The 26,926-nt window shown below is 57.2% G+C and carries 21 protein-coding genes; 11 read left to right on the plus strand and 10 right to left on the minus strand.

Features of this window, described 5'->3' with window-relative positions:
- Positions 1 to 174 precede the first annotated feature (174 nt).
- The gene (locus tag KORM41_RS16750) at positions 175 to 927 is read left to right on the plus strand and encodes an alpha/beta hydrolase (RefSeq protein WP_068150875.1); all 753 of its coding nucleotides are present in this window, start codon (positions 175 to 177) and stop codon (positions 925 to 927) included.
- A gap of 127 nt (positions 928 to 1,054) precedes the next feature.
- A complete protein-coding gene (locus tag KORM41_RS16755; protein ID WP_068150878.1) occupies positions 1,055 to 2,239 on the plus strand; it encodes a multidrug effflux MFS transporter in 1,185 nt (394 codons plus the stop codon).
- Positions 2,240 to 2,283: 44 nt separating this feature from the next.
- On the opposite strand, the gene KORM41_RS16760 is transcribed toward KORM41_RS16755, so the two are convergent.
- The 5 genes from KORM41_RS16760 to KORM41_RS16780 form a co-directional block, all read right to left on the minus strand.
- Positions 2,284 to 3,732 carry an inorganic phosphate transporter gene (locus KORM41_RS16760; protein WP_082720019.1) on the minus strand — a complete coding sequence of 483 codons (1,449 nt, stop codon included), beginning with the start codon at positions 3,730 to 3,732 and terminating at the stop codon, positions 2,284 to 2,286.
- Positions 3,733 to 3,918: 186 nt separating this feature from the next.
- Positions 3,919 to 6,456, minus strand: a complete 2,538-nt coding sequence (locus KORM41_RS16765; protein ID WP_068150884.1) for a TonB-dependent receptor — start codon at positions 6,454 to 6,456, stop codon at positions 3,919 to 3,921.
- Positions 6,457 to 7,060: 604 nt separating this feature from the next.
- Positions 7,061 to 9,730, minus strand: a complete 2,670-nt coding sequence (locus KORM41_RS16770; RefSeq protein ID WP_068150888.1) for a TonB-dependent receptor domain-containing protein — start codon at positions 9,728 to 9,730, stop codon at positions 7,061 to 7,063.
- A 157-nt stretch (positions 9,731 to 9,887) separates the two neighbouring features.
- Positions 9,888 to 10,316 carry a hypothetical protein gene (locus KORM41_RS16775; protein WP_068150893.1) on the minus strand — a complete coding sequence of 143 codons (429 nt, stop codon included), beginning with the start codon at positions 10,314 to 10,316 and terminating at the stop codon, positions 9,888 to 9,890.
- 519 nt (positions 10,317 to 10,835) lie between these two features.
- Positions 10,836 to 13,844, minus strand: coding sequence for an SBBP repeat-containing protein (locus tag KORM41_RS16780; protein WP_068150895.1), 3,009 nt, complete (start codon positions 13,842 to 13,844; stop codon positions 10,836 to 10,838).
- 226 nt (positions 13,845 to 14,070) lie between these two features.
- Here KORM41_RS16780 and KORM41_RS16785 point away from each other — a divergent pair, with 226 nt between their 5' ends.
- From KORM41_RS16785 to KORM41_RS16810, 6 genes are all read left to right on the plus strand, one after another.
- A complete protein-coding gene (locus tag KORM41_RS16785; protein ID WP_197421230.1) occupies positions 14,071 to 14,367 on the plus strand; it encodes a YggT family protein in 297 nt (98 codons plus the stop codon).
- Positions 14,357 to 14,689: a DUF167 domain-containing protein gene (locus tag KORM41_RS16790; RefSeq protein ID WP_068150898.1), complete on the plus strand. Its 333-nt coding sequence runs from the start codon at positions 14,357 to 14,359 to the stop codon at positions 14,687 to 14,689. The genes KORM41_RS16785 and KORM41_RS16790 overlap by 11 nt, the downstream gene beginning before the upstream one ends.
- Positions 14,690 to 14,726: 37 nt before the next feature.
- The gene (gene folD / locus KORM41_RS16795; protein ID WP_068150900.1) at positions 14,727 to 15,632 is read left to right on the plus strand and encodes a bifunctional methylenetetrahydrofolate dehydrogenase/methenyltetrahydrofolate cyclohydrolase FolD; all 906 of its coding nucleotides are present in this window, start codon (positions 14,727 to 14,729) and stop codon (positions 15,630 to 15,632) included.
- 103 nt (positions 15,633 to 15,735) lie between these two features.
- Entirely contained in the window at positions 15,736 to 16,356 is a 621-nt protein-coding gene (locus KORM41_RS16800; protein ID WP_068150902.1) for a MarC family protein, read from the plus strand.
- Positions 16,357 to 16,380: 24 nt separating this feature from the next.
- A complete protein-coding gene (locus KORM41_RS16805; RefSeq protein ID WP_068150904.1) occupies positions 16,381 to 18,108 on the plus strand; it encodes a histidine kinase in 1,728 nt (575 codons plus the stop codon).
- 3 nt (positions 18,109 to 18,111) lie between these two features.
- Positions 18,112 to 18,831, plus strand: a complete 720-nt coding sequence (locus KORM41_RS16810; protein WP_068150906.1) for a LytR/AlgR family response regulator transcription factor — start codon at positions 18,112 to 18,114, stop codon at positions 18,829 to 18,831.
- Here the strand turns inward: KORM41_RS16810 and KORM41_RS16815 are convergent.
- A complete protein-coding gene (locus KORM41_RS16815; RefSeq protein WP_068150909.1) occupies positions 18,820 to 19,608 on the minus strand; it encodes a hypothetical protein in 789 nt (262 codons plus the stop codon). The genes KORM41_RS16810 and KORM41_RS16815 overlap by 12 nt on opposite strands.
- Positions 19,609 to 19,814: 206 nt before the next feature.
- Between KORM41_RS16815 and KORM41_RS16820 the strand changes: the two genes are divergently transcribed.
- Positions 19,815 to 21,461: a M28 family metallopeptidase gene (locus KORM41_RS16820; protein ID WP_068150912.1), complete on the plus strand. Its 1,647-nt coding sequence runs from the start codon at positions 19,815 to 19,817 to the stop codon at positions 21,459 to 21,461.
- 64 nt (positions 21,462 to 21,525) lie between these two features.
- Here the strand turns inward: KORM41_RS16820 and KORM41_RS16825 are convergent, their stop codons facing one another.
- The 4 genes from KORM41_RS16825 to KORM41_RS16840 all read right to left on the minus strand — a co-directional run bounded on the left by KORM41_RS16825 (position 21,526) and on the right by KORM41_RS16840 (position 24,884).
- Complete coding sequence (locus KORM41_RS16825) at positions 21,526 to 22,116, minus strand: glutathione S-transferase N-terminal domain-containing protein (protein ID WP_068150914.1); 591 nt, start codon at positions 22,114 to 22,116, stop codon at positions 21,526 to 21,528.
- Between the two features lie 7 nt (positions 22,117 to 22,123).
- Positions 22,124 to 22,585 carry a YtoQ family protein gene (locus tag KORM41_RS16830; protein ID WP_068150917.1) on the minus strand — a complete coding sequence of 154 codons (462 nt, stop codon included), beginning with the start codon at positions 22,583 to 22,585 and terminating at the stop codon, positions 22,124 to 22,126.
- The gene (locus tag KORM41_RS16835; RefSeq protein WP_068150918.1) at positions 22,585 to 23,526 is read right to left on the minus strand and encodes an AEC family transporter; all 942 of its coding nucleotides are present in this window, start codon (positions 23,524 to 23,526) and stop codon (positions 22,585 to 22,587) included. The genes KORM41_RS16830 and KORM41_RS16835 overlap by 1 nt, the downstream gene beginning before the upstream one ends.
- Before the next feature lie 125 nt (positions 23,527 to 23,651).
- On the minus strand, positions 23,652 to 24,884 hold the full coding sequence (locus KORM41_RS16840) for an argininosuccinate synthase (protein WP_068150922.1): 1,233 nt from the start codon (positions 24,882 to 24,884) through the stop codon (positions 23,652 to 23,654).
- A gap of 261 nt (positions 24,885 to 25,145) precedes the next feature.
- On the opposite strand from KORM41_RS16840, the gene KORM41_RS16845 reads away from it, so the two are divergent.
- Both KORM41_RS16845 and KORM41_RS16850 read left to right on the plus strand, forming a co-directional pair.
- A complete protein-coding gene (locus tag KORM41_RS16845) occupies positions 25,146 to 25,976 on the plus strand; it encodes a flagellin (protein ID WP_068150925.1) in 831 nt (276 codons plus the stop codon).
- A gap of 108 nt (positions 25,977 to 26,084) precedes the next feature.
- Entirely contained in the window at positions 26,085 to 26,819 is a 735-nt protein-coding gene (locus tag KORM41_RS16850; RefSeq protein ID WP_068150929.1) for a 2OG-Fe(II) oxygenase, read from the plus strand.
- Positions 26,820 to 26,926 lie beyond the last annotated feature (107 nt).

Genomic DNA, 26,926 nt, shown 5'->3' on the forward strand with positions numbered 1-26,926 from the left:
CTAAACAGATCAACCAGACATTATAAAACACCGGACGAAATCCCCTTGGCCGATTCCATTGATCAAAACCTGCACGGGTATGGTCGATCATCGCACATTGTTGACATGTTATAATATTTCACATACCTTCCTCCAGGTAGTGTGTGCCTTACCTTAACACTGTGAGGGGGTTTCATGCGTTTCCTGCTTTTCATCCTTTGTCTGGTTTGCACCAGCACCGCCGCCATGGCTGGGCAACTTTCCGCCAATATCCGTATCGCCAGTAAGCACCTGGGGTACCACCTGCAATATTGGGTTTATTATCCCACAGGCGTTAAGACCACAGACAAACTGCCAACCTTATATCTGGCAGATGGACAGCTGTATCTGGAATACGGCAAACTGCACGGCCTGATCGATAAAGAAATCAAAGCAGGGCGGATCAAACCCATCATTGCTGTTTTCATCGACCCACGTGACCCGACCTACCAACAAAATAACCGCCGCGCTCATGAATTTGTCTGCAACCCGGACTATGTGAATTTCTTCAAGGATGAATTGATCCCGGCCGTGGAGCGCCAATTCCCCGTTAGTACCAGACGCGAAGATAGAGTGATCGCTGGCCTGTCTCTGGGTGGCCTGAACGCTGGCTGTTTCGGTCTGATGGCATCAGATAAATTTTCAGGCATCGCCATGCAATCCCCTGCCTATTATCCCTTCTCGGATTTGAAGGAAAGATATGAAGCCGCCCCTGTGCAGCCCATCAAAATTTTCTTCAGCGTGGGCAGAAAGGAAACAAGCAACACCTCAGCACGCCGACTACGCAAGGTGCTTGACGACAAGGGTTACGATTTGATCTACCGCGAAGTTCATCATCGGCACGACTGGAAAAACTGGGGGCCGCTGCAGGACGATATTCTGCGTACCTTCTTCGCCCCTGCCCGGTGATGTTGCGCTGATCGCGACATGGTGTTGCCGCATGCGCGCTTGAGGATATATCCAGAAGCATGCTAGGCCTTTACCGTCGGTCATGCCTTCGGTGTGGCCGGTCCCTGTTTCATACCATGAGTGCCCGATGATACTGAGCAGCAAAAATACAGTCGGCCTGGCGCTGATCCTGGGCAGCGTCACGGCGATGACGCCGCTTGCGGTTGATATGTACCTGCCTGCCTTCCCCACCATTGCCGAGGACCTGAAAGCCCCGCCTGCGGGCGTGCAGCTCTCGCTGACATCCTTCTTCATCGGGCTTGCGGTTGGCCAGCTATGCTATGGCCCGGCGGCGGACAAGTTCGGCCGCAAGATACCTCTGCTTGTTGGCCTCATGATCGCTGTGTTGGCGTCGCTTCTGTGCGCCACAGCCCCCACCATCGATGCGCTGATCGTCTACCGCTTCCTGCAGGCGCTGGGTGTGTGTTCGGGCGCCGTGATCGCGCGCGCCATCGTCCGGGATGTTTTCGAACCCCGCGAAGGGGCGCGCTTCTTTTCGCTTCTGATGGCCATCATGGGTGTCGCCCCGATCCTGGCGCCCCTGGCGGGGGCAGTTGTGGCCAGCACACTGGGCTGGCCCTGGATTTTTAACCTGATCAGCGCCTTCGGCTTTTTGGCCCTGATCGCGACAGCCCTTCTTTTGCCCGAAACCCATGCAGGCAATTCAGGCGTCCGGTTCAGCCGCGCCTTCCATACCTATGCCGATATCCTAAAGAACCGGTCTTTCCTGAAGTATGCGCTCGCGGGCGGCATCGCCAATGCCGGCATGTTCGCCTATATCGCCGGGGCCACCCTGGTGATCCAAGGCTATTACGGCATGTCAGCAGATTTCTTTGCAGTGGCCTTCGGCTCCAACGCCTTTGGCCTGATCGCGCTGACGCAGTTGAACCGGTATCTGCTGAAGCGGCATCCTTTTTCAGCCATCCTGAAGGTTGGCTTTACCATTCTGCTGGTGGCAGGGCTTGCGCTCTTGGTCGCAGGCGCGCTTGATGCGCCGCTCTATATCTTCCTGATGCCACTCTTTTTGTTCCTGGCGTCCCTGGGCATGGTTATGCCCAACAGCATGGCTGGTGCGCTGGCAACGGAAGATACGCGGGCTGGGGCTGCATCGGCCCTTTCGGGCGCGCTGACCTTTTCGTCCGCCTTTGTCTCGTCCGCCGTTGTCGGTATGGTCCCGGACAAGACCCCCCTGGCGCTTGCGTCCGTGATGGGCGCCTGCGCCGTGATCGCTTTCCTGGTGTCCCGCCTGCCGGAAAAGGTACCTCCCGAATAAAAAAGGCGGCCAAGGCCGCCCTTTCATGTCGTTATAGCCCGCCCCTAGAAGGCGTTTATCATGGCGTAGAAGAGTGCGGCAGACAAAAGACCAGAGGCCGGCACCGTAATCACCCAGGCTGCCGCAATGGTCAGAAGCTCACGCCGACGTACCAGGCGGCGATGCGCAATCTTCACTTCCTCAGAGCGGGTCAGGCGCCGCTTCTTGCTTTCGCGGCTGTTGAGATATTCCCGCAGGAAGCCCACGCCGAACACACCGCCCACAGCGATATGGGTTGAAGACACAGGCAGGCCAAGCCAGCTGGCTGCGATCACGGTGATAGCGGCAGACAGCGCCACACAGAAGGCCCGCATCTGGTTCAGCTTGGTGATTGTCTCACCCACCTTGCGGATCAGTTTCGGGCCATAAAGCAACAGGCCAATCGAAATCCCGATGGCACCGATAGCCATAACCCAGAACGGCAGGCTGACCTTGCCTGAGCCCATGTCAACCTGATGCGCTGCGCTGACGATGGCTGCCAGCGGGCCAACTGCGTTTGCCACATCATTGGCCCCATGCGCAAAAGACAGAAGCGCGGCTGAGCAAATAAGCGGAATGGTAAAGAGCTTGGCAACTGATTTCCGGCGGTTTTCAAGGCCGGCCGCAGCCCTTTTCACCAGCGGCTTGGTAATGGCCCAGACAAGCGCCGCAGAACCAAAACCGATCATCCACAGCATCGCCGTGTCTGCCTTCCAGATTTTCTTGAGGCCCTTCATCACCAGATACATGGAGAAAGCCCCGGCCATGATGCCCACGAGAACCGGCACCCAGGTTTCCGCAGCTGCGATCTTGTCTTCCTTATAAAGGATGTTCCTTTTGATGAAGAACAGGAACAGAGCTGCAATAAGCCCACCAAGAAGCGGGGAAATTACCCAGCTTGCCGCGATAGCGCCCATCTGGCCCCATTCCACGCTGGCGGCACCGGCAGCCGCAATACCCGCGCCCACGACACCACCGACGATCGAGTGTGTGGTGGAGACAGGCGCACCAAGCCAGGTGGCCAGGTTCAGCCACAAGGCGGCAGCCAGAAGCGCAGACATCATGGCCCAGATGAACGTCATCTGGTCAGCCATCGCGCTTGGGTCAATGATCCCTTTGCGAATGGTGGACACCACGTCCCCACCGGCAAGGAGCGCGCCTGCAGCTTCAAATACCGCTGCAATCACAAGGGCGCCAACCATTGTCAGCGCCTTGGAGCCCACAGCCGGGCCGATATTGTTCGCCACATCGTTGGCACCGATGTTCATCGCCATATAGCCGCCAATGACAGCTGCAGCGATCACGAAAATACCGGTAGAACCTTCGCTTTGGGTCATCGCCGTGTAGATCAACACGAGAACAAGGAACACAAGGGCAACCCCAAGGTTCTCGATGGAGCGGTTTTCTTTTGCCACGCCTTCGCGGAAGGCCTGGACCTTTTTCAGGTCTTTGTTCACCGGGTGGTTATTAACCATGGACGTTCCCTTTCCCTTCATTCTGTTGGCAAAGGTTTTCCAGAGCCCCAAACCTTTCCCTTGGGCGCTTATAGCAGGCTGTCACAAAAATGTAATGAAAATGTCACAAAGAGCCAGAGACAAAGGCATCGGCAAAAGAAAAGGGCGACCGAAGGCCGCCCTTTGCACAATCATATGATTGGTGTTTTAGAACTTGTAGCCAAGTGTTGCGCCGTACATCCGCGGTGGGTTGGCATAGGCATTCACTGTGCCCGGCTGGATCACGCCTGGGAAGGCACTCAGGTAGAACTCGTCGTTAAACAGGTTCCGGCCCCAAACAGTGAGGCTCAGGCCGTTTTCCCACTCAAGACCAGCGCTGGCGTTAAACAGGCTGACTTTACGGAACACGCCATCGACGTTGTCCACAACCTGGGTTTCGCTTTCATACTGCCAGTCACCGCGAACGAAGCCAGTCATGCTGTCACCCAGTTCGAAGAAGTAGGTTGCTGCGGCTGAGAGGCTTGTTTCGTGAATACCTGCTGGCTTTTCACCGGACAGGTCAATCACCGTGCTGTTCGGGCCAGCGGCACCTGGGAAGCTGTCATAGACAGGATCAAGGAACGTACCGGCGAAGCGGAACTCAAGGTTCTCCGTTGGTACCCAGGTCGCATCAATCTCAAGACCTTTAGTGGACTGCTTACCGGCGTTTGCCAGAACGAAGCCGGTGCCCTGGAAGATGTTGGACTGGAAGCCCTTGATGGTCTGGTCGAAGAGCGCGATGTTGATCGCCCCTTTCGAATAGCGTGCCTTGATACCGATCTCATAGACGGTCGAGTTTTCCGGACCGGCATAAAGCGTACCGTAGCTTTGGTTTGGCAGCGTCAGGCCAGCCGCTTCAAGTGCTGCCTGGTTAGCCGCAAACGGACGAGCATCCCGCGACAGGTTCCAGCTGGTGGACTTGAAGCCCGTGCCGGCGCTCAGGTAGACGTTGATGTTGTCGTTAACCTCATAGGACGCACGCGCCTGCCAGGTCACCTTGTCATCGTTAGTCTTGGCATCCTGAACCGAGTTCGGGAACGCCAGGAACTGCGGCTGGAACTGCAGCGCCTGCAGGCCCTGAAGTGCCGCCGTTACGCCGGACTGGATCGCAGCTGACGTGCCCGGTGCAACGCTTTCAATGAAAGCGATGTTCTCAGGCGTGGGTGCAAGACCGGTATTATCGGCAAAGGCCTGACCAAACAGGGCCGTCGGGATAAAGCCGCCGTTCACAGTGAACAGGTCGATGCTTGAGAAAGCGTCGCCATTAACGGTGCTGCCGGTAACGGTTTTCTTGTCCTTCGTATAGTTGATGCCGCCGGTCAGCGTCAGCCGGTCTGTGATATGCAGATCAAGCGATGCGAAAAGCGAGAAGGCCGTGTTGTCCTGGGTGAAGGTTTCCCGCGTCGCTGTATCGGCCGCGAAGAAAGAACCGGACGGCATGCCTGAGAGAAGCTCAAGCGTTGCCAGCGTACCCGGCGCACCTGTCAGGAAGTCGATATAGCTGCGGGTATCCGCACCGTATTTCAGGCCCTGGATCTGGGTGATGTCTTCTTTGAAGAAATACCCACCGACCATCCAGTCCAGCGTGTTCACGCCCGTGGAAGAGAGCCGAATTTCCTGGGTATAGGTGTCAATATCAGCGTCATTATAGGCGCTGTCCAGCAGCTCACCGCCCGTATAGTCAGGCTCGGTGTCGTTGAAGCTTTTGTTGCTGCGGTACGCCGAGATAGACGTCAGCGTAAAGCCTTCGAAATCAATATTAGCTTCGAGCGAGATGCCGCCGTCCTTGATTTCGTTCACCGGAACCTCGTTGATCGGCGACTGATATGCGAACGGGTCGCTGTCGTCGAGCACTTCACCGCCCAGAAGCTGGATAATGCCAGCTGTCGGGCCGTTGAGGACGTTGGTCACGCCGCAGCAAAGCTCGTCCAGTTCGTTATAGTCTGCAATCATGCGGACAGAAACAGTCTCGGACGGCTCCCACAGCGCCTGGCCACGAATGTGCCAGCGGTCGCGGTCGTTGATGTCGTCGATGTTCGGGTCGCTGGTTTCAATATAACCATCGCGCTTGTTCACACCGCCAGAGATGCTGACAGCGAATGTGTCGGTCAGGCCCGTGGTGTAGTAAGCCTTGATCTGGCGAGCGTCATAGTTGCCGTAAGTGGCCTCGATGCCACCTTCCGCTTCAAATGACGGCGCAGCGGTCACAATGCTGATCACACCCGCGGATGCGTTCTTGCCGAAAAGCGTACTTTGTGGGCCACGCAGGACCTCTACGCGTTGCAGGCGCGGCAGGTCGCCGATCTGGGCTGCAGAGCGGGAACGGTAAACACCGTCGATGAAAACACCAACAGAAGGCTCGATACCGGCGTTGTTGGCACCGTTACCAAAACCCCGGATCGCGAAGTTGGTGTTGGATGACGTCTGCAGCGTCCATACGCGGAGTGACGGCACAACAGACTGCATGTCCGAGATGTCCAGCATATGGGACTTCTCGATCGTGGCAGCGTCTGTCACGGATACAGCAATCGGCGTTTCCTGCAGCGTCTGAGGCCGCTTCTGCGCCGTTACCAAAATCTCTTCAAGTGAAAATTCGGAGTCGTTGTCCTGCGCTTGGGCAGAGAGGCTGGCTCCGGTCACGACAGCGGCGGCCGCAGCCGTCGTCATCAGAAATGCACGGGTTTTATGCCCTAAATTCTTGCTCATTGGTTTCCTTCCCATTCCCTTCGACTTTTGCTGAGACACATGAAAACCCTTTTTTCCTCTGATGTTTGTCTGGGGCACTTGTCTGGCAACAGTGCTCCCCTACATAGGAACCGGGCCCTCATGGCAAAAGCCAAGATCTTCACAATGCTTACGCTTACAGGTGGGAAAATAGCCGGATAGCGGTGGCCAGATGACCATGCCGCCGAGTTGCTCCCTTTTGTCCTCCCACAGTCAAATCATCCTGGCAAACCCAACCGATAATGTCGGCGCCTTCCTGAGCCAGATCTGATCTCCCGGTAATTGTGCCTCCTGATTTACGTTAACGTCAAGCGGTTCAAATCAGTTTTCTAAAGATTTCAGGTAATTGTGTAACGTCAAAACAACAATAGAAAGTCCCGGATATCCGCCATTTTCTTCTTGAACACCATAATTCCGTAACGTCAACCAGGCGCCTGAAACACCCGTTGCTGCTACCCGTCAAATGACTGGGCGGAGCCAACTTTTTTCATACCGTTTTCTGGCTTGGCGAATACTCCGATAAATACTCTGGCCTTAAACGGAAACCGGGGCGAAAGATTTCGCCCCGGTGTCTCTGTTTTACTTTTTAGAATGCTGCGGTCAGCTTCGCGTAGACCATTCGGCCACGCGGATCGTGTGTCCGCGATTCATAGCCCCCGTTTGTCGAAACATATGGTGGCTTCTTATCGAAGGCATTGATTACACCCACCTGGATGCTGGAGCCTTCACCACCATCGAACAGGCTGCCGATGTTGAAGGTATATTGAGCATCAACCGTGGTCATCGCACCGACGCGGCTTCCGGCATTCTGGTCGTCGTCCATACCGCCGATATGACGCACATAGAAGCGCAGGTCATGATCTTCTGTGGTCCAGGACACACCAGTGTTGAAACGCCAGCTTGGCGTTGGGCTGCCGAAGTTCGCGAAGTTTCGGTTGCCTGCACCGTCAACAGCACCGGCTTGTGGATCCACCAGGTCATACTTCAGGACATGCGTTGCCTCGAAGAATGGCTGGATGGTGCCATAGTCGGTGTCGAAAGCATAGCGAGCATTGACGTCGAAGCCTTGCGTTTTCACGCTGGAGGCATTCAGGAAGTCAACAATCACCATGATGATCGCGTTGGTGCCAGGGGCACGGATAACCCGGTCTGGGTCATCGCTGAAGCCGTTCACTACCGATTGCGAGTTCTCTTTGATGATCACGTCGGTAAAGCTGTAGTTCCAGTAGTCGACATCAACCGAAAGGCCGCTGTCGCCAGCATAGGACAGGCCAAAGTTCCAGGCCTTGCCAGTTTCCGGACGGATCGTCCGGCCGCCTTCTGGGGCAATCGCCCGAATCGCAGCGAACGCTGTACCACCGCTCGAGGGGTCAGAGACCTGCTCAAGCGATGTCGTACCGCCGGCCACCTGCAGCACGCTTGGTGCCCGGAAGCTGGTGGAGTAGCTACCGCGCAACGACAAGCTGTCGGTTGGACGATAGAGAAGCGAGACCTTCGGATCAGTGGTGCTGCCGATGTCGCCGCCATAGCTTTCATGACGCAGAGCAACAGACAGGTCCAGCTGGTCTGTGATCGGGATCAGTGATTCCGCGAAGATGCCAACAGCAGAACGGCCTTCGCTGAAGTCCGGGTTACCAACCAGGAACGCGAAACCGTCACTGTTCGAGACATCGTCATAATCACGACCCCAGAACTCGTTCCTGTACTGCATGCCCACCGCGATACCGATATCGCCCGCTGGCGTGGAGCCAAGCGTGCCAGACACTACCGCATCAAACACTTTGGTGTTCGAAGAACCGTCGATCACCTGGGTGCCGATGATATAGTCAAGCACTTCAGGGCTGTTTGGCAGCGTCGTGAAGCTGGATGCAAATGGGTTATAGAACAGACAGCCGTTCGCACCCGGTACACCGGCAGCAAGATCACAGCCGTCGCCACCGAAGCCCGCCAGCGCGCGCTGGAAGTTTGCAGTCAGTACGTCTTCTGTATTGATGACATACCTGTTGTCAGCGATGGTGAAGCCAACGTCGTAGCTCCAGACATCGTTGATGTCGCCTGTCAGCTCAACATTGAACCGGTAGGTGTCGGATGTGCTGAGGTTAGGTGATACCTCGCCGCCGTTACCGATGGCACGGCCGAGGAAAGTCACACCCTGACCGAACGGGTTCGCAGGATGGTAAGCTGGCACGCCAGCCTGGCCAAGTTGCAGGTATGGGAAGGTTGGCGAGTTACCGCGGATTGCTTCCGTTTCTGCCCAGCCGCCTTCAATACGCAATTGGTGGCTGTCCCCCAGTTCCTGGGTGATCACAGCATAAGCCTGCTTGCGCTCTTCTTCCGGTACCAGGCTGAAATAATCACCAAAGTCGAAACCACAGGTACCGATGCGGGCAACACCGATGTCCACGGCAACATTCGCCTGGCCGCCAAATTCTTCACAGCCCGTCGGGTCAATCACCGGAACCACCGCGCCAACAACGCCGATGATGGACGGCACATAATAAGCGCCTGGGTTACCCAGGACCGAGCTATCGTCCGAGACCTGGCTCAGGCGACGCTCCGCTGTGGTTAGTTGCGAACGGTCATAGTAGCTGAACGCACCCATGAAGTGGGTGGTGTCGTTGCCCCAACCGAATTTGGCCTGATAGAGCTTGTCGGACTGGCTGCCCTGATCCGTGAGCGTCTGATATTTGACAGATGCCTCAACGCCTTCGAAATCATCGTCGGTGATGAAGTTCACCACGCCGGCCACGGCGTCGGTACCGTAAATGGCGGCCGCGCCGTCTTTCACGATTTCAATCCGGCGAACAGCGATCTGCGGCACCAGCGAGCTGGTGTCGACAAAGGCGATACCGTCGTTTGTCACCGTACCGGCAACCACCTGACGGCGACCGTTCAGGAGCACCAGCGTTGAAGCCACACCGAGGCCGCGCAGGTTAAAGTTAGATGTACCCGTGGTGCCGTTCTGCGTAAAGGCATCCGGGTTGTTCTGAGCACCGTTGTTGATGGTCAGCGTCTGAACCAGGTCCGCCACGTTGCTGGCCCCGATCTGGTTCAGGTTTTCGGCGCCAATCACAGCAAGTGGTGATGGGCTGTTAAACTGTGATTTACCTTTAAGGTAGGTACCCGTAACAACTACTTCTTCGATGGTAAATTCATCGTCGCTTTCGTCCTGGGCCATAACTGCAGAGCCCGAGGCCAGGAAAGCAAGACAACCGGCCGTTAGCGCGGTTGATTTAAACAAGCGGTTCTGGCGCATGTTTCCCCTCCGTGATGTTTAATACAACTTCATTAGTCCTTCCCACTTATATGGGATAGGACGATTGCAAGAGGGGTCAAGTAATTAGCATCATTATTTACGGGATTTGATGAGGTGTTACTTTTTCACCACAGCCCAAAAATCTGGCATCCCCGGGTCAGTCTGGTTCAATCAGTGCCTGCTTGACGTAAATAGAGACCACGCCCGCACCCAGGCGCCGGTCGGCATAAGGGGTCAGATAGGCTTTCACGATATCAGGATTGATCGGGCGGCTGACACTGAAACGCTGGCGGGCCAGCACGGTCAGCGCGCTGTTGAAATCGGACCGGAGTTGCGGCAACCGGGTGCGGACAAATTCGTGCCCGCCACTCTGTTCAATAACCAGCACCAGATAGATAGTCACCTTCCCGCGCACGCGGCCACGCTCCAGCAGGGCCATGTTGAAAGGCTTCATCTCTATCTTGGGCTTGCCAAACTCCTGCAACTCCTCAGCTTCTTGTTCTTCTTCCTGCACAGCCTGAAGGGGCTGAGCCGCGAAGCCGAGCAGCGTGAACAGCAGCATGAAATAAACAGCCAATGAGCGCATATGGTCTTTATCCTTAAAAATCCCACCACAGCCAGCCGTATCAGGCTCCGGCCTTATAAGTGTAAGGCATAGTGTGTGAATATCGCCTGAATGACAATCGTAGAGCATGAATTAAATAAATGTCTCTATTTGCAACATAATTGCATATTGCGGCATTTATTGATGCAATATGCGATAAACGCACCTCCCGAAATGACTGTGAACTTCATTGTAAAACCATAAGCCATTGTTTCAAATTGATAATTTGAGAATTACAAAAAGTGGCACAGGGTTTGTATAGTATAGAGTACCTCTCGAGCAGGGGTGCGGGAATGGGTAAATTTATTTACTCGACCCCCAATCGTGCACCTGTTCCCGCCAACCCCGCCGAGGGAGGTTTTCTGATCCACAGCCGCGCAAACGTGCGGCTTTTTTTATGGCCTCCTGAAACATCAACGACGCCAAAGATCATGCGGCCGCAAAGTCACGCGGAACGACGGCATGAGGCTGAACCAGCTATCAGATGACCAGAAAAAGGGCTCAGACGAACAGGCTGAGCGAGGGCGAGGAAGCGCCTGACTGCAGGCGTGCAAGACCGGTCTGGAAATTCGCCAGTTGAGCCTGCAGGTGCGCGGGAACTTGCCCCTGAGTGGAAGACTTTCCTTCCTGTATCAAGGCTTTCAGTGGGTTATATTCCAGCGAGCGGAATGCACGCTGTACCGAGCTTATGGCGCCATCAAACAGCCCAAGCACATATTTGGCCGTGGCTTTATCCTTGATATGCAGTTCACCTTTGAGTCCAAGACCGAACGCACCCCCCAGGTTATCCGGGTCGGTACCGTCTTTCTCTTCATCCTCGCCAAGGCCGAAAACCTCATTCTTGGGCAGCAGCTTCCCTGGCTCAAGCCCGATACGCTCCAGTAGGTCCCGGTCCCCATTGCCAGGCAGCAAGTCAACCGACACGCCGTCATCAAGGGTTGAAATTTTCAGCTTGTCGCCTTCTGCCGTGGAAGAGACATCCACACTAATTTTGCCAAAACCGGCGATACGCAATTTACGCTTGAGATCATCGAAAGTATCGCCTTCGCTCAGCGTGATCTTTTTCTTCGTGCCGCCATCGATCGAAATATAGAAATAGTCACCAACCTTTGCCGACGTCTGCGTCTGCACATCAAGCGTCTGGTCAATGGCAATGGTGCCCGTTGGCAGGCCAAGCGTTTCAAGGACGGAATTGCCCTTTGTGGTAAAGGCCAAGCCGCCAACAGCAGACTTGGACAGGCCCTCGCCATACTGCTCCATATCCTGAAGCGCGCCGGTCTTACCGTCAACACGAGCGACAAAGGCATCCACGGAGCCGCGCGATGTCTCACCCGAAAGCGTGCCTGCAGTGGAGCCCGCCACATAAACAACCTGGTCAACGACGACCACGTCATTGATGCGGTCTGTGCCGCTGGTAGACAGATAGGTGGTGCTTTCAGCCTTCAGGTTCGTTTGGCCGTTCATGCTTAGCGCGCTGACAAACCCTTCAAAACCGCCCGCAGCCGTACCCACAACAGACGCGGTGCCGCCGGCATCCAGAGATGCATTTGTAGTAACGCCCGCGATATAGACATCGTTATTAAGGTTGTCGATCGCGATGCTCTGAATAGACCCACCCGTGCCAAGGCTGCCAAAATCAAGGCTGTTGGACGTATCGGCCAGGTTGGTTGAATCAAGCCGGTACACAACCGCATTACCGCTCTGCTCAGTCGCAACAACCAGGTTGTCGTTGCCGTCAACCGCAATGCCCTTGACCACATCATTGCCGGCTGTGCCGAACACAGCAGAATCCTGCAGACTGCCGTCAGCACCCGAAAGTTTCAGGACCAGCGCGTCCTGACCACCCGAGAAACCGGACGTGGAGCTGATGGCCGATTTGGTATAGCCGCCAACAAAAATATCGTTGTTGCTGTCGACCGCAACGCTATATGCAGCAGATTCGCCAAACGTATCAAGCTGATAGCGGAACACTTCGTCACCGCGCTTGCTGATCTTGGTAACAAAGGCATCTGTGCTGTCGATCACGTCGCTGGTGGACAAGGCGCTGTCGGTCTTGCCGACAACGATCACATTGTCTTCACTGTCAACCGTGATGCCGTATGCATCCGCGTCACCTGCCACACCCAACAGGCGCGAGAAGACAACATTGCCCTCCGTGTCAAATTTGGTAAGGAACACATCCTCGCCCGACGCGGTATTCAGCTGGTGACCGAAACTGCCCTCAGACGTTCCAACCACATAAATGCCGCCTTCGCTGTCAACCGCAACCCGGCTGGCCTTGGTGTCTGAATTGACCTGATAGTCGGTGTTGACATTGGTGATTGAAAGCTCGTTGTCTGTTGCATCGACTGTATCCGAGCCGGTGGTGCCCGTCACATCGGCCTTGGCGTCCGCAAGAAGCTTATCGCGCAGGCCAGCGATTTTAGGGTCCAGGTCATCCTCTTTTTGCTCGGCCACCTGTTCCTTCACAGCCGTGGCTTCATAGTCGATGCCGGCGAAAGACGTGGTGTCATCCACAGTCAGGGTAGCATCAAGACCGTTAATCTCCGTGATCCTGCTGGTAACGGCAAAATCATCATCCAGTTGCGATACCGCCGATGCCACATAAAGCGTGGGCGTGGTCACCGCCGCAGACAACTGGACCTCTTCCGTGATCGTTCCGTCTATCTGCAGGCTGTACCGGCCTGACTCACCGTCGCGGCGCACATCAAAACGTGTGCCGTGCTTGATATATTCTGCACCCTGATCATCAATTGCCGTAAGGGCCTCGATCTGGGTGTTGATATAGTCCTTGATATTATTGAGCGACAGCGTGCCAGTTACACCCGACAGATCAATCTGGATATCGTCGGTCACGCCACTTTTGGTGATGGAAACAGTGAAGACCTCATTGCCCACCAAGCCGGTAATAGCGGCATTAGGGTCGTTGGTGATCAACGTACCGTTCGATTCCGTACCGTTCTTGCCCAGGCGGGTTGTCGCCTCGGTTTTATATTGCTTGTCACCCAGAAACAGATCCAGCTTCTGCAGATCCGCCGTCGACAGGAAGTCCCGGACTTCCGCAAGGCCCTGCTGAAACTGGTCATTAAGGCGCGACAGCGACGAGGCAGACGTGCTGTTCTGGGAGGCATATTCCGCCAGAACCCGCAGGTTGTTGAGCGCTTTGTAAAGCGCGAACGTCGCCTTTTTGTCTGCATCGTCCACGCCGTCCAGGTCATTGGCCTTCAGGTCGATGAATTTTGTCAGCTGGCGGACTTCACGAATCTGTTGGTTGAGCGTCTTTGATTCTTCGGGCAGTTGCCATGGCGGGATGACCGCGTCACCACGATCACTGAAATTATACGCCGACCGCTGCTCCGGCGTCAGCAGGGAGAGCTGCCGCTGAGTAATTTTGGCATCCACCGACAAGGCAATAAGCGACGTATCAATCCCCACAATCTGCGGACGGAATGTCTGCTGTTGTGCGGGACCGAAAAGTCCACCAAAGCTTGTGCCACCAAAAAACGCCATGCGCTAACGTACCAGCTTTCTGCCTCTGCCAGAGGGGGCAATTTTTGCCCCATAGGCAATTCTTACCCACAAGCGTCTCATTTTGAGCCATTCGACTCGGAGCCCCAGGGTATTTTTTGCCGCTTAATTGCATTTCGCGGCCACTCACCTTACATGTCTTGCAATAACTGTGACAATTTACAGCCTGTCCTGATAAGGATCAGTTAACAGGAAAAAGGGATCGAACATGGTCGTCATTGATGCATTGCTGCAAGTCTCCTATGTCGCGCTCGACATCTTCAAATGGATGCTGATCATCAGCATCGTCCTGGGCTGGTTGATCCATTTTGGTGTGGTCAATGCCTACCAGCCGTTTGTGCAGGGCCTGGGGCGCTTCCTTTATGCGGTCACGGAACCGGCACTGAGGCCGATCCGCCGCTTCATTCCCAACATGGGCGGCATGGATATCTCACCCATCATTCTGTTTCTGGTGATCCTGTTCCTCCAGAGGCTGATCGTGAACATCCTCTATAATGTCGGATAGCCTGCTGACCCGCGTTCCCGAGGGCGTCAGGCTGCACATCCGCCTGACCCCAAAGGCTTCCGCGGACAAGCTCGACCGGGTTGATAAGGACGCGGACGGCATGCCGCGCCTGCGCGCAACCGTCACCGCCATACCGGAAAACGGCAAGGCAAATGCGGCTCTCATCAAGCTTCTTTCCAAAAAACTGAGGTTGCCCAAATCCGCCATTCGCCTTATAGCGGGTGACCAGAACCGGAATAAAACGATCCTTTTTGAAGGTGCGCCGGTCGAACTATTTGATGCGCTCGACGCAAAGCTTCGCGAGCTGGGCCTTTTGGGTTAAGGACCCCGGCGTTCGCGACCACCGCACGGAGACACCCATGCCCACCGAAACCACCGCCAAAATCATCGACGGCAAAGCCTTTTCCGCCAAAGTACGCGAAGGCGTTGCAAAGGACGTTGCCAGCCTCAAGGAAAAACACGGCATCACGCCTGGCCTCGCCGTTGTTATTGTGGGCGAGGACCCCGCAAGCCAGGTTTATGTCCGTAACAAGGTTAAGCAAACCGGCGAGACCGGCATGAACAGCTTCCACTTTGAAATGCCGGACACCACAAGCCAGGAAGAGCTGCTGGCCAAGGTAAACGAGCTGAACGAAGACCCGGCGGTGAACGGTATCCTGGTTCAACTGCCGCTGCCGAAGCAAATTGATGAAGCGTCGGTGATCAACGCGATCGCCCCCGAAAAAGATGTGGACGGCTTCCATGTGATCAACTCCGGCCTCTTGGCGACCGGTGGCGACGCCATGGTGCCCTGCACGCCGCTTGGCTGCCTTCTCATGCTGCAGGACACGCTGGGCGACATGAGCGGCAAGAAAGCCATCGTTGTGGGCCGGTCGAACATCGTCGGCAAGCCGATGGCGCAACTGCTGCTGGACGCAAACTGCACCGTTACCATCGCCCACAGCCGCACCAAGGACCTGGCCGCGGAAGTGGCGCAGGCAGACATCGTGGTGGCTGCCGTTGGCCGACCGGAAATGGTCAAAGGGGACTGGATCAAGGAAGGCGCTACTGTCATCGACGTGGGCATCAACCGCATCGATGCGCCTGAGCGCGGTGAAGGCAAAACCCGCCTTGTGGGCGACGTGGAATTTGAAACAGCAGCTGCTCGCGCTGGTGCCATCACGCCGGTTCCTGGCGGCGTTGGCCCCATGACAATCGCATGCCTGCTCAAAAATACCGTGACAGCGACCTGCCGTCAGAACAATATTGACCCAGATACGCTTTAAGCCAGATACGCTTTAAGCCAGGTACGCTTTAAGAACGGCAGCCCGTAAGCATCCAGCTTTCAGAACAGGCTGATAACCGCGTCAGTTAAACGGAGCATGCAGTATGTATGAAGCCTTTATCGCCGCCTTTATCGGCCTGTTTGTCATTGTCGACCCCATCGGCATCGCACCGGTTTTCGCGGGCCTGACCCAGGGCGCCACCACAAGCCACAAGCGTACCATGGCCATCAAGGGCACCATTGTGGGCACGCTGGTGCTGGTGTTTTTCGCCCTTGTGGGGAAACCGTTCCTGAACGCGCTTGGCATCTCCATGGACGGCCTTCGGGTTGCGGGCGGGTTGATGCTACTCATCATCGCACTTGAAATGGTGTTCGAGAAGCGCACCGAACGAAAGCAGGAATCGGCTGAAAAGCTGGACGAATATTTCGAAGACATTTCCGTCTTTCCCGTCGCTATTCCGCTCCTGGCAGGCCCCGGCGCCATCGCCACCATCATGCTGACCATGTCCAACTATGAGCATGATATGGCGGCCCAGGGGGCTATTCTGGCCGCGCTTGCGGTCGTGATGCTGATCACGCTCATCATCTTCTTCGCCGCCTCCAAGGTGATGGACTGGCTTGGCCCCACCGTGAACGCGGTACTGACCCGGCTTCTGGGCGTCATCCTGGCGGCCCTGTCGTGCCAGTTCATGCTGGACGGCATCAAAAACACCTTCATCGGTTAAGCCCAAGCCAGTCAGAACAGCGCCATGAGACGTTGGCGCCTTTGCGGTGGCAAATCGCGCCGACTGGGCTATGGTCTGTCCATGAAACGGTTCCTGACATATCTGGTGGTCCTTTGGGTGGCTTGTTCACCTACAGCGCTGGCAGTTGAGCTGGAAGCCGTCGCGCCCCCCATGCAATTTGTCCCGACAGTGGATAAGCCCCTGCCCGGACCGGAAGACTGGAAACCCTTCACGGGCCGGGTGCCCCACAAGGACGCCACCCTGGTTTTCCGGCAGGAAATCCTGGTCCGCGACGGCCCGGAAGAGGCCGTCACCAACCCGCTGGCCATGAGCGTCAGCCTCTATGGTGTTTACGACTTCTACTGGGACGGCGCTCTCATCGGTTCGAACCGCCAGAGGGGTGAAAGCGCCAACCGCCACAGTCGGGTGATGATCCCCGCAGGGGCCCTGGAGCCGGGAAAGCACCTCTTGGAAATGCGGATCAACGCGCTTGGCCTTGAGAAGGGCGCAGGCCTCGACCTGTATGTCCGGACGGCGGCGCTCCAGTCAGACTTTTTCGGCGTCCACTGGTCGGTTATCAGCACCTTCTTCGTGGCCACCGCATCCTTCCTCGTGGGCGGCTATCTTCTGGTGCTCACCTTCACCGGTGGCCGGTCCCCCACACTTCTGGCAGCGGCGGTCACCTGCTTCGCCATCTTTGCCGTAATCCTGTTGGAGGAAGGCCAGTTCCTGTTCAGCTACCCCTATGGCTGGCAGCCCCTTCTTGACCGAATGATCGTGCCGTTTGCCCTGCTTGTCTTCGCCCTGCTGGCCTGGGTGACGCTGGTCCGCCTAGGCCTGAAGAATCGCGCCCTATGGATGGGCGCGGCAGGCCTTGCATTGGCCCTGGCCCTTGTCGCCGCACCGGATGGCCGGGAAGACATCTGGGCCTTCGCCGCCCTTCAGTTGCTGCTGATGGGCGCGGCGGCCCTGGCCGCCTACAGGGGCCGCACCGCACCGGGCCTGTATTTCTGGGGTCATGGCATGGCCCTGGCCGCCCTTGCCGTCGACCCTCTGGGCAAACACCCCTACCTGATTGCCGTCACGCTTTTGCTTGCCATCGATCTGGGACTGGACCTTCGGCGCAGGACCAGGGAGGCGCAGCAACTGGCGCTCGTATCAGAACGCCTGCGCGCCGACCTGATCAAGCGCAACATCCAGCCGCATTTCCTGATGAATTCCCTGACGGCGCTGATGGAATGGGTGGAAACCAGCCCCGAAGACGCGGTCGATTTCATCGACGGACTGGCGACCGAATTCCGGCTGCTCGCCGACTTTGCAGAAAGGCAATCCGTCACGCTGAGGGAAGAGCTTGACCTGTGCCGTGTCCACCTCAGGCTGATGGAACAGCGCTTCGAGGCAAGAATGACCATCGAGACAACGGGCGTAGACCTGCAGGCAAATGTGCCGCCGGGCATCCTTCATACGCTGATGGAAAACGCCTTCACCCACAATAACTACACGGGCCGCGATATTTGCTTCCGGCTGATGGCCGAAGAGCTGGCCTCCGGCACGCGCTACCACCTGCGCTGCCCGGTCACTGCAGGCGCTGTCGGCACGGGGCTTGGCACAGGTACGGGCACCCGGTATGTCATCGCGCGGCTTGAAGAATTTTGCGGAAAAGCTTTTCGCTTTGACGCCAGGCAGGTAGGCTCGGCGTGGGAAACCATCATTGAAATTGGCCGGAAGAATGAAAAGGGCGGAACCAGATAACCCATGCCCTACCGCATACTGATCGTTGAGGATGAACCACTTGTCGCCCGGCGGCTTCAGCGCCTGAGCACCGAGATATTGGGCGACAGGCTGGCAGCCTGCGCGCTGGCAACCAGCGTTGAGGAGGCGGACCAGCAACTGGCTGGCATGGACGCCGACGTGATCCTCTTGGATCTCAACCTGGCGGGGGAGGACGGGTTCGACCTTCTGAAGCGTTTCACGGCCAAGGCAGCCCACACCATCATTGTGTCAGCCCAAACCGACCGCGCGCTTGAGGCGTTCGAGTATGGCGTGCTGGATTTTGTGCCCAAGCCGTTCACCAGGGCGCGGCTGTCGAAGGCCTTCACCCGACTGTGGGACAGTACGCCAGACAGGCCCGCCCAGCCCAGGCAGCTTTCTTTCGAGACCCGCGGCGGCTTCGAGGTGGTGGAGCTTCAGGACATTCTCTATTTCAAGGCGGCGGACAAATATTCAGAAGCCCTTCTGGCAACTGGTGACACGCGATTCCACGACAAGTCGCTGAACCGGCTGGAACATATCCTGGCAAGCGCCTTCGTCCGCACCCACAAGAGCTACCTAGTCCACCGGACAGCCATTCTGGACATCAAATCGCTGGAAGGCAGTCGCTATGCCCTGCATCTCAGCAACGGTACTGAGCTGCCCGTTGGCCGGACACGGATTGACCATGTCCGGCAACTGCTGGAAGCCCGCCTAGAAGCTTAGCCGCGCGCCCAGTCGCGCCCGGCCCGGTTTGCCAAATTCGTAATCCAGCCCGAACGCGAAGCGTTTATTCAGACGGTAAAGCACGCCTGCGCCTGCCCGTACCTTGCCAGAAAAATCAACCCTGTTGCCACCGTCACTTGTACCGATGTCGCCGTTGCCGTGGTAGCGGGCAAAACCTGTCACCTCGAACCGTTCGCTCACCATGGCACGGACACCAAGCTTGGCATCCACCGATGTTCTGGACCCACTGGCCTCACCAAGGTCTGCGCTGGCGGTGCTGCCACCAAGCACCAGGGCTGCGGTGCCGAAATCAACCTTGCTGTTCACCACGCCCACTTCCGCAAACAGGCTGACTTTTTGCCCCACAAGCGTGTGATAGCCGATGGCGGCGCGCCACTCTTTCTGTTTCGCATCCAACACACCCGATGCCGACCAGCCCTGCAGGCTGGTAAGGTTCAGAACCGGAGCATGGCTTGTCTGGATATAGTCGGTGACGATATGGAAACCGCGATCACCGTCCCCGAAAAGTTCGAACGACAGGCGCGCGGAAGCGCCATTGCCGGTATCGCCCGAGAGCGTGCCGAAATTGTCGTCTGTCGTATCGCCAACACCGTCACGGTCTGTGATCTGAAGGCCCCCAGTGCGCAAATCGTCATGCACGAAGGCGCCTTCGAAGAAGCTGTAGCTGAAGATGGTTGCCTCGTCTGCCGCGACTGCAGGGCCGGTCCAAAGGGCACAGGCAGCTGTCGCTATCATGACTTTTTTCTTGGATTTCATTCTTACCTCCTGAATCCATTCGCTTTGTCTGAATGGACCGTGCACCCGGCAAATCAATGAAAGCGACAACCGGACCGCGAACGCCTCAAATGGCGACGCGAACGCCTCAAAAGCACTCGCCAATTCCATTCGGCGAACCCAAGCCGCATTGACAGCGCCGCCGCTACCAGCCACTCTCCGTCACAAATATAAACGGGGAGTTTTCCATGAAGAATTTTGCATTAACAGGGGCGCTTATGCTCGCCCTCGCGGCCTGCGGCGACAGCCAGCAGGCGGAGGAGGCAACCGCCCCCTATGCCATGAACACAGAGGCGCTGAAGGGCCATATCACCACTCTGGCGTCTGACGAGTTCGGCGGCCGCGCGCCCGGCAGCCCGGGCGAGGAGCTGACAGTCCAGTATCTGGAAGCCGCCTTCAAGGACGCAGGCCTGAAGCCCGCCAACGGCGATAGCTACACCCAGGCCGTGCCGCTGGTGTCGATTGAGACCAAAGGCGCGCCTGAGATGACAGTCACAGGCGACGGCGGCGAGCTGAAGCTTTCTTACCGCGCTGACCATGTTGTCTGGACCCGACGCGAGCAGACCGACAGTGAAGTGCAGATGAGCGACATGGTATTCGTGGGGTACGGCATCAACGCGCCAGAGCGCGGCTGGAATGACTATGAAGGCGTGGACGTCAAGGGCAAGACGGTCGTGATGCTGGTCAACGACCCCGGCTATGCGACCCAGGACCCCGAGCTGTTTGCTGGCAACACCATGACCTACTATGGCCGCTGGGACTATAAGTTCGACGAAGCCGCCCGCCAGGGTGCTGCCGCCGCCATCATCATCCATGACACCAAGCCCGCCGCCTACGGCTGGCAGACGGTCGACAGCAGCTGGACCGGCCCGCAGTTCGGCCTTGTGCGCGAAGACAAGGGCACCGGCTTTTCCGAGGCCGAAGCCTGGATCACCAAGGAAAAAGCCGCAGAACTGTTCACTATGGCGGGGCTTGACCTCGACACCATGTATACAGCCGCCAAAACGCCGGGCTTCAAGGCCGTACCGATGAACCTGAAGTTTTCAACCGGCTTCCGGTCAGATGTGGCGCACATGGACAGCCGCAATGTGGCCGGTTTTATCGAAGGCTCGGAAAAGCCGGACGAGGTTTTCGTCTATATGGCGCACTGGGACCATATCGGCACCGACCCGACCGTTGAGGGCGACGGCATCTATAACGGCGCGCTCGATAATGCCACCGGCACCGGCGGCCTGATTGAGCTGGCACGCAAATACGCGACCGGCCCCAAGCCAAAACGCTCGGTGTTGTTCCTGGCCGTGACGGCAGAGGAACAGGGCCTTCTGGGTTCAGCCTATTATGCCGAACATCCGCTGTTCCCGCTCAAAAACACTGTGGGCGGCATCAATATGGACGGCCTGAATTTCTATGGCCCCACCCGGGACGTGACGGTCGTGGGGCTCGGCAACTCCGAACTGGACGACTACCTGAAGGCCGCCGCCAAGGCGCAGGACCGTATTCTGGTGGCGGACCAGGAACCGGAGAAAGGCTATTTCTACCGCTCCGACCACTTTGAGCTGTCGAAAAAAGGTGTGCCGATGCTTTACCCCAACTCGGGCTATGACCACCGGGAAAAAGGCCGGGCCTATGTGGAAGCGATCGTCGCCGAGTATATCGAAAAGCACTATCACTCGCCGTCTGACGAATATCGTGAAGACTGGGACCTGACGGGCGCTGTCGAAGACCTCAAGCTATACTACAGCACGGGCCGCAGCCTGATTGATAGCGACGCATGGCCAAACTGGCGCGAAGGCACCGAGTTCAAAGCCACACGTGATGCACAGCGCGCCAACTAACAGGCGCGTCGGCAAAAAATACAAAAGGCCATTCGGTACGCCGGGTGGCCTTTTTCTATGGGGCTCAATCGCGCGGGTTGGTGGCGGTGAAGTCAGGGTTTGTGGCCACTTCATCAAACCAGGTGGCGAGCGCCGGGTGCGCCTCGCGCCAGCTGATTTCCGGCAGGCGGAACGAAAGGTAATCCAGCGTGCAGGCCGCGGCGATGGACGCACTGTTCCAGGCGTGGAGCTTATCGAGCCAGGTGGCTTCCAGTACGGCCAGCGCCCGCTTGATTGCCCCGTGCCAGCGTTCCTGCCAGTAAGCAGATTTTTCGCTGTCCTCGCGCCGGCTTTCCATCACAAGGCCAAGGGCGGCATCCAATATACCGTCTGTCAGGGCCTGAATCTGCAGGTCTTCGAAATACTCATCACCCGCGCGCGGCTGCCCGGCCATATCCAGCAGGGATTCCATGATCACGGGGCTGTCGAACACGCAGCGGCCATCGTCCAGCATCAAAGCTGGCACCTTATTGAGGGGGTTGGCCGCCAGAAGCGCATCCTCGTTCGCCAGCGGGTTGGCCATCACCACCTCAAGCTGGTCGCCAAAGCCAATCGATTTGGCAAGCAGCAGCACCTTGCGGGCATAAGGCGATGTCTTGGAATAATAGAGCTTCATATGGGTCCTAACGGTTCAGCACGCCGGTTGTGACGTAGCGCAAAATCTCTATCACTTGTGTGACAGTTTCGCAGGTGGCCATGGCCGCGCCGTCCACTTCCTTGAGTGCGTGGGTGAACTCAACCGGGTGCTGCACAATCAGGCTTTTGCCCAGCGCCGCCGCATAGCCCGCGTCGAAGGCGGCGTTCCACTGCCGGTACTGTTCGCCAAAACGCACCACCACAATGTCTGCAGCCTCAATCAGCGTGCGCGTGCGAATGGCGTTCACCTTCGCGCCCATATGGTCGCGCCAGAAGGCGCTTTCCGGTTCGCCCATGATCACCGCGCCGCAATCGTCCGAGTCGCTGTGGTCGGTATTGGGGCCCATCAGCTCGATCGGCAACTCTGCGTCCTTAACCGCTGCTGCGATTTCAGCGCGCCAGTCACTGTGGATCTCCCCCGAAAGATAAACCTGCCAGATCATTTTCATCACAGACCTCCCGCACGAATAAGGTAAAGCACCACCGAAAGCGTGAAGGCCGACGCTGCTGTCGAGATCAGCACCGCCGTTGCCACACGCCGGGCACCAATAGCATATTTGGTGGCGAAGCTGTAGGGGATCATGCCCGACGGGAGCGCCGCCATCAGGGTTGCCACCACGCACCAAACGGGTGGCAGGCCGACCAGATAATAGGTGGTGACAAAGACCGTCAGCGGCAGCACCGCAAGCTTCAGCGCCACCGCAAGCACAGCGTGGGTGATGTTACCCGCGATCTGCACGCGCGAAAGCGAAAGCCCCACAGAAAACAGCCCCACGGGTGCCGCGGCCACAGCGGGAAGCTCCAGCACCTTGTCCAGCCAGTTGGGCACGGGTATTTGCAGCGCCGACCAGCCAAGCCCCGCCACAAGGGCGATAATGATGGGGTTCTGGCGCACGCTTTTGAAGGTTGTCGCCAGGATGTTGGTGCCGTTGCCGCGGTTGAGCGCGCGCTCCACCACCATGGTGGTGACAGGCAGCAGCGTCAGCGAATGGAAGCTCACCAGCATCAACAGCATCCGCACGCCTTCTTCGCCGTAAACGCCTTCGACAATCGGGATGCCAATGAAGCCCGCGTTGCCGAAACAGGTGACAAAGGCGAAAGTGCCCTGCTCTGCCGTTGTCAGGCCAAACAGGAGGCGGGTGAGCAGCATGGCCAACATATAAACCACATAAAGCGCGCCATAATAAGCCAGCACCAAGAGCATCTCGGACGCATGCGGCAGCTCCTTCGGCGCCAGCGCGCGGAACAGAAGCGCCGGGATCGCCACATACCAGACGAAGCTGATCAAAATGGGGGCGGAGCCTTCGGGGAACAGCTTGGTTTTCCCAAGGCCAAAGCCCAGCATCATGATCAGAAAGACCGGTGCAATGATAGTGAAAATGTCGGCCACAAACGCTCCTTTGATCTGTGAAACTGCGCCAGCTCGGCACCTTTTCAACTGCAGGCATGAAAAACCGGGCCACGACATCCGTCAAGGCCCGGTTTCGAAAGGCTGCTATGCGCGTGGCTGTCAGCTTACTCGTAAGCTGGCGGCTCAGTCACATTACCGCGGCGCTTCAGAAGCTGCAGGCGAAGGGCATTCAGCTTGATAAAGCCAGCCGCGTCGCGCTGGTCGTAGACACTGTCTTCCTCGAACGTCACATGTTCCATGGAATAGAGGCTGTAGGGGCTTTTGCGGCCAACGACATGCGCGCTGCCCTTGTAGAGCATCAGGCGCACTGTGCCCGCCACGAACTCCTGGCTCTTGTCAATCAGCGCCTGCATCATCTCGCGCTCTGGGCTGAACCAGAAGCCGTTATAGATGCATTCCGCATACTTGGGCATAATCTCGTCCTTCAGGTGCATGGCGCCGCGGTCGAGCGTGATCTGCTCGATACCCCGGTGCGCGGCCAGAAGGATCGTGCCGCCCGGCGTCTCGTAAATCCCGCGGGACTTCATGCCGACAAAACGGTTCTCGAGTAAGTCCAGGCGGCCAATGCCGTGTTTCTTGCCGTAGGCGTTCAGCTGCTCAAGCAGCGTCGCCGGGCTCATGGCCACGCCGTTGATGCCCACTGCGTCACCCTTCTCGAACTCAACCTCGATATATTCGGGCTCATTGGGGGCCGTCAGCGGATCGTCTGTGCGGCTATAGACATATTCTTCAGCAGCCTCCCATGGGTCCTCAAGCGCCTTGCCCTCACTGGAGGTGTGCAGCAAGTTGGCGTCGACAGAAAACGGGCTTTCGCCGCGCTTGTCTTTTGGCACCGGAATCTGGTGCTGTTCAGCAAATTCAAGGAGCGCAGTCCGGCTGTGCAGGTCCCACTCGCGCCAGGGGGCGATCACCTTGATATCGGGGTTCAGGGCATAATAGCCCAGCTCGAACCGGACCTGGTCGTTGCCCTTGCCGGTTGCGCCGTGGCACACCGCGTCCGCGCCCACTTCTTTCGCGATCTCGATCTGGCGCTTGGAAATCAGCGGCCGGGCGATGGATGTGCCCAGAAGATACATGCCTTCATAAACCGTATTGGCGCGGAACATGGGGAAGACATAGTCTTTCACGAACTCTTCGCGCAGGTCTTCAATGAAGATATCCTTGATGCCCAGCATCTCGGCTTTTCGTCGTGCCGGCTCAAGCTCTTCGCCCTGACCCAGGTCAGCCGTGAAGGTTACCACTTCACAGTCATAGGTCACTTGCAACCACTTGAGAATGATCGAGGTATCCAGGCCACCAGAATAGGCCAGTACCACCTTGTTGATCTTGTCCGACATATAGGAACTCCAGGATAAAAATTGTCAGCGCGAGTATGGGGGCGCAACCACCCCCGGGTCAATTGCTTCGACGAACATGCTTTCTCATTTGGGAACGCAGAAATTCTATCGAATCGCGGGGGTGTAAACAGCAGATTCTGCAGTTTTTGTCAACTGAAACTAAATATTCTGCAGATTGCAGTGCCGATTGCGGCGTCAGGCGCTTTAGTATATTCTACCTATGGGTGCCCTAACGGGTGGTCTGCCAAAAAAGCGGGCCGAATGCTGGAGAAACTGGCAATGCTGAGCGTTAACACAAACGCGGGCGCGCTTTCCGCGCTGCGTAACCTTGAAGCCAACCATAAGTGGCTCGAGACTCTTCAGGAACGAATTACCACCGGGTACAAGGTCGGCTCCGTCACCGATGACGCTGCCATCTATTCGATTGCCCAGCGCATGCGGGGCGACCTGTCTGGCCTGCGCGCGTCCATGGACAGCCTGGACCGGGCCACAAGCGCTGTGGATGTCGCCCTTGTCGCGACCGAAAGCATCTCTGACATCCTGATTGAGATGAAAGGCAAGATGGCGTCGCTCCTGAGCGCGCAACAGAATAATGATGACGCTGCGATTGAAGCCTACACGGCTGACCTGGATGCCTACCGCGAGCAGATCAAGCTGATGATCTCAAGCGCCAGCTTCAACGGCACCAACCTGATCGACAGCGGCAATGACATTATCAGCGCGCTGGCGAACTCCGACGGTAGCGAAACCCTGGATTTCGACCATCAGAGCCTGGCGTTCGGCGGGGCGCTTATCACGCTGACCGATGACCAGAATTATTCGATGGATAAGATCAACGAGTCGATCGACAATGTGAACCGCGCCATGGGCCACTTCGGAACGGCATCAAGGCGGCTTGAAATCCAGCGCGAATTTGCCAGCAAACTGCATGACGTGATCGAGCGCGGCATCGGCCGCATGGTGGACGCCGACCTGGCCCGAACGGCAGCAGACCTGCAGGCCGCGCAGGTGAAGGAACAACTGGGCATCATTGCGCTCAATATCGCCAACCAGGCACCGAATAGCATCCTCGCGTTGTTCGGCAGACGGTGAGTGAAGCCCGGGTGCGGCCAAATGCCGTCCCCCGCCCGGCCTTGTGCCCTTTGACCCACTTCCCAATTCAGGCTATGAGGCTCATAGGTCTGAAACGGGAAGGCGCGCATGTCCGCACTCAATCTTGAACTGTCGAACGAATTGCAGGCACCGGCGCTGGCTGCCACCTACAAGCTGGCGGGGCGCATCCATATTCCGGGCGTGCTGACGGACCAGTCGGCCAAGGACCTGTTTGACGCCATCGCAGACTTCAAAGAATGGATTTTGCACCTTAACCAGGGCGACAAGCTTTTTGACGTGTTCCCCGAACAGCGCAAGGCGATGACCGACCAGCAGCTTCACGACATCCGCATGGCTGCCTATGCGGGCGCGCAAAAGGGCTTCCAGTATATCTACGACAACTATCCCATTTATGATGCCTACCACGCGGGCGAATGCGCAAAGCCGTTCAATAAACTGTTCGAGTTCATCAACAGCAAGCCGTTCATCGAATTTGTCCGCACCGTCACGGGCCACGCGGACATCACCTTCGCCGACGCCCAGCTGACAAAATTTTCCCCGGGTGACTTCCTCACCATTCATGATGACAATGTCTACGGCAAGGACCGCCGCGCTGCGTTTGTCCTCAACATGACGCCGGAATGGCAGCCTGACTGGGGCGGGATTTTACAGTTCTTCGACAAGAAAAAGCATGTGGAAGGCGGCTTCACGCCCTCGTTCAACGCGCTCAATATCTTCTCGATCCCCAAGCCGCATGCGGTGAGCCAGGTGTCCACCTTCTCGCGCCGCGCACGCTACAGCATCACCGGCTGGCTCAGGACCGGTACAGACCCGAAGGCATAAGGGCTCAATTCACAAGCAGGACGTTTCTCTGGTCGAGATCGTTTCTATTCCCACAACCACCTGAACCAGACCATCCCCTGCCTTGAGCACCACTGATCCATCTGAGC

This window comes from Kordiimonas lipolytica (genome assembly GCF_001550065.1).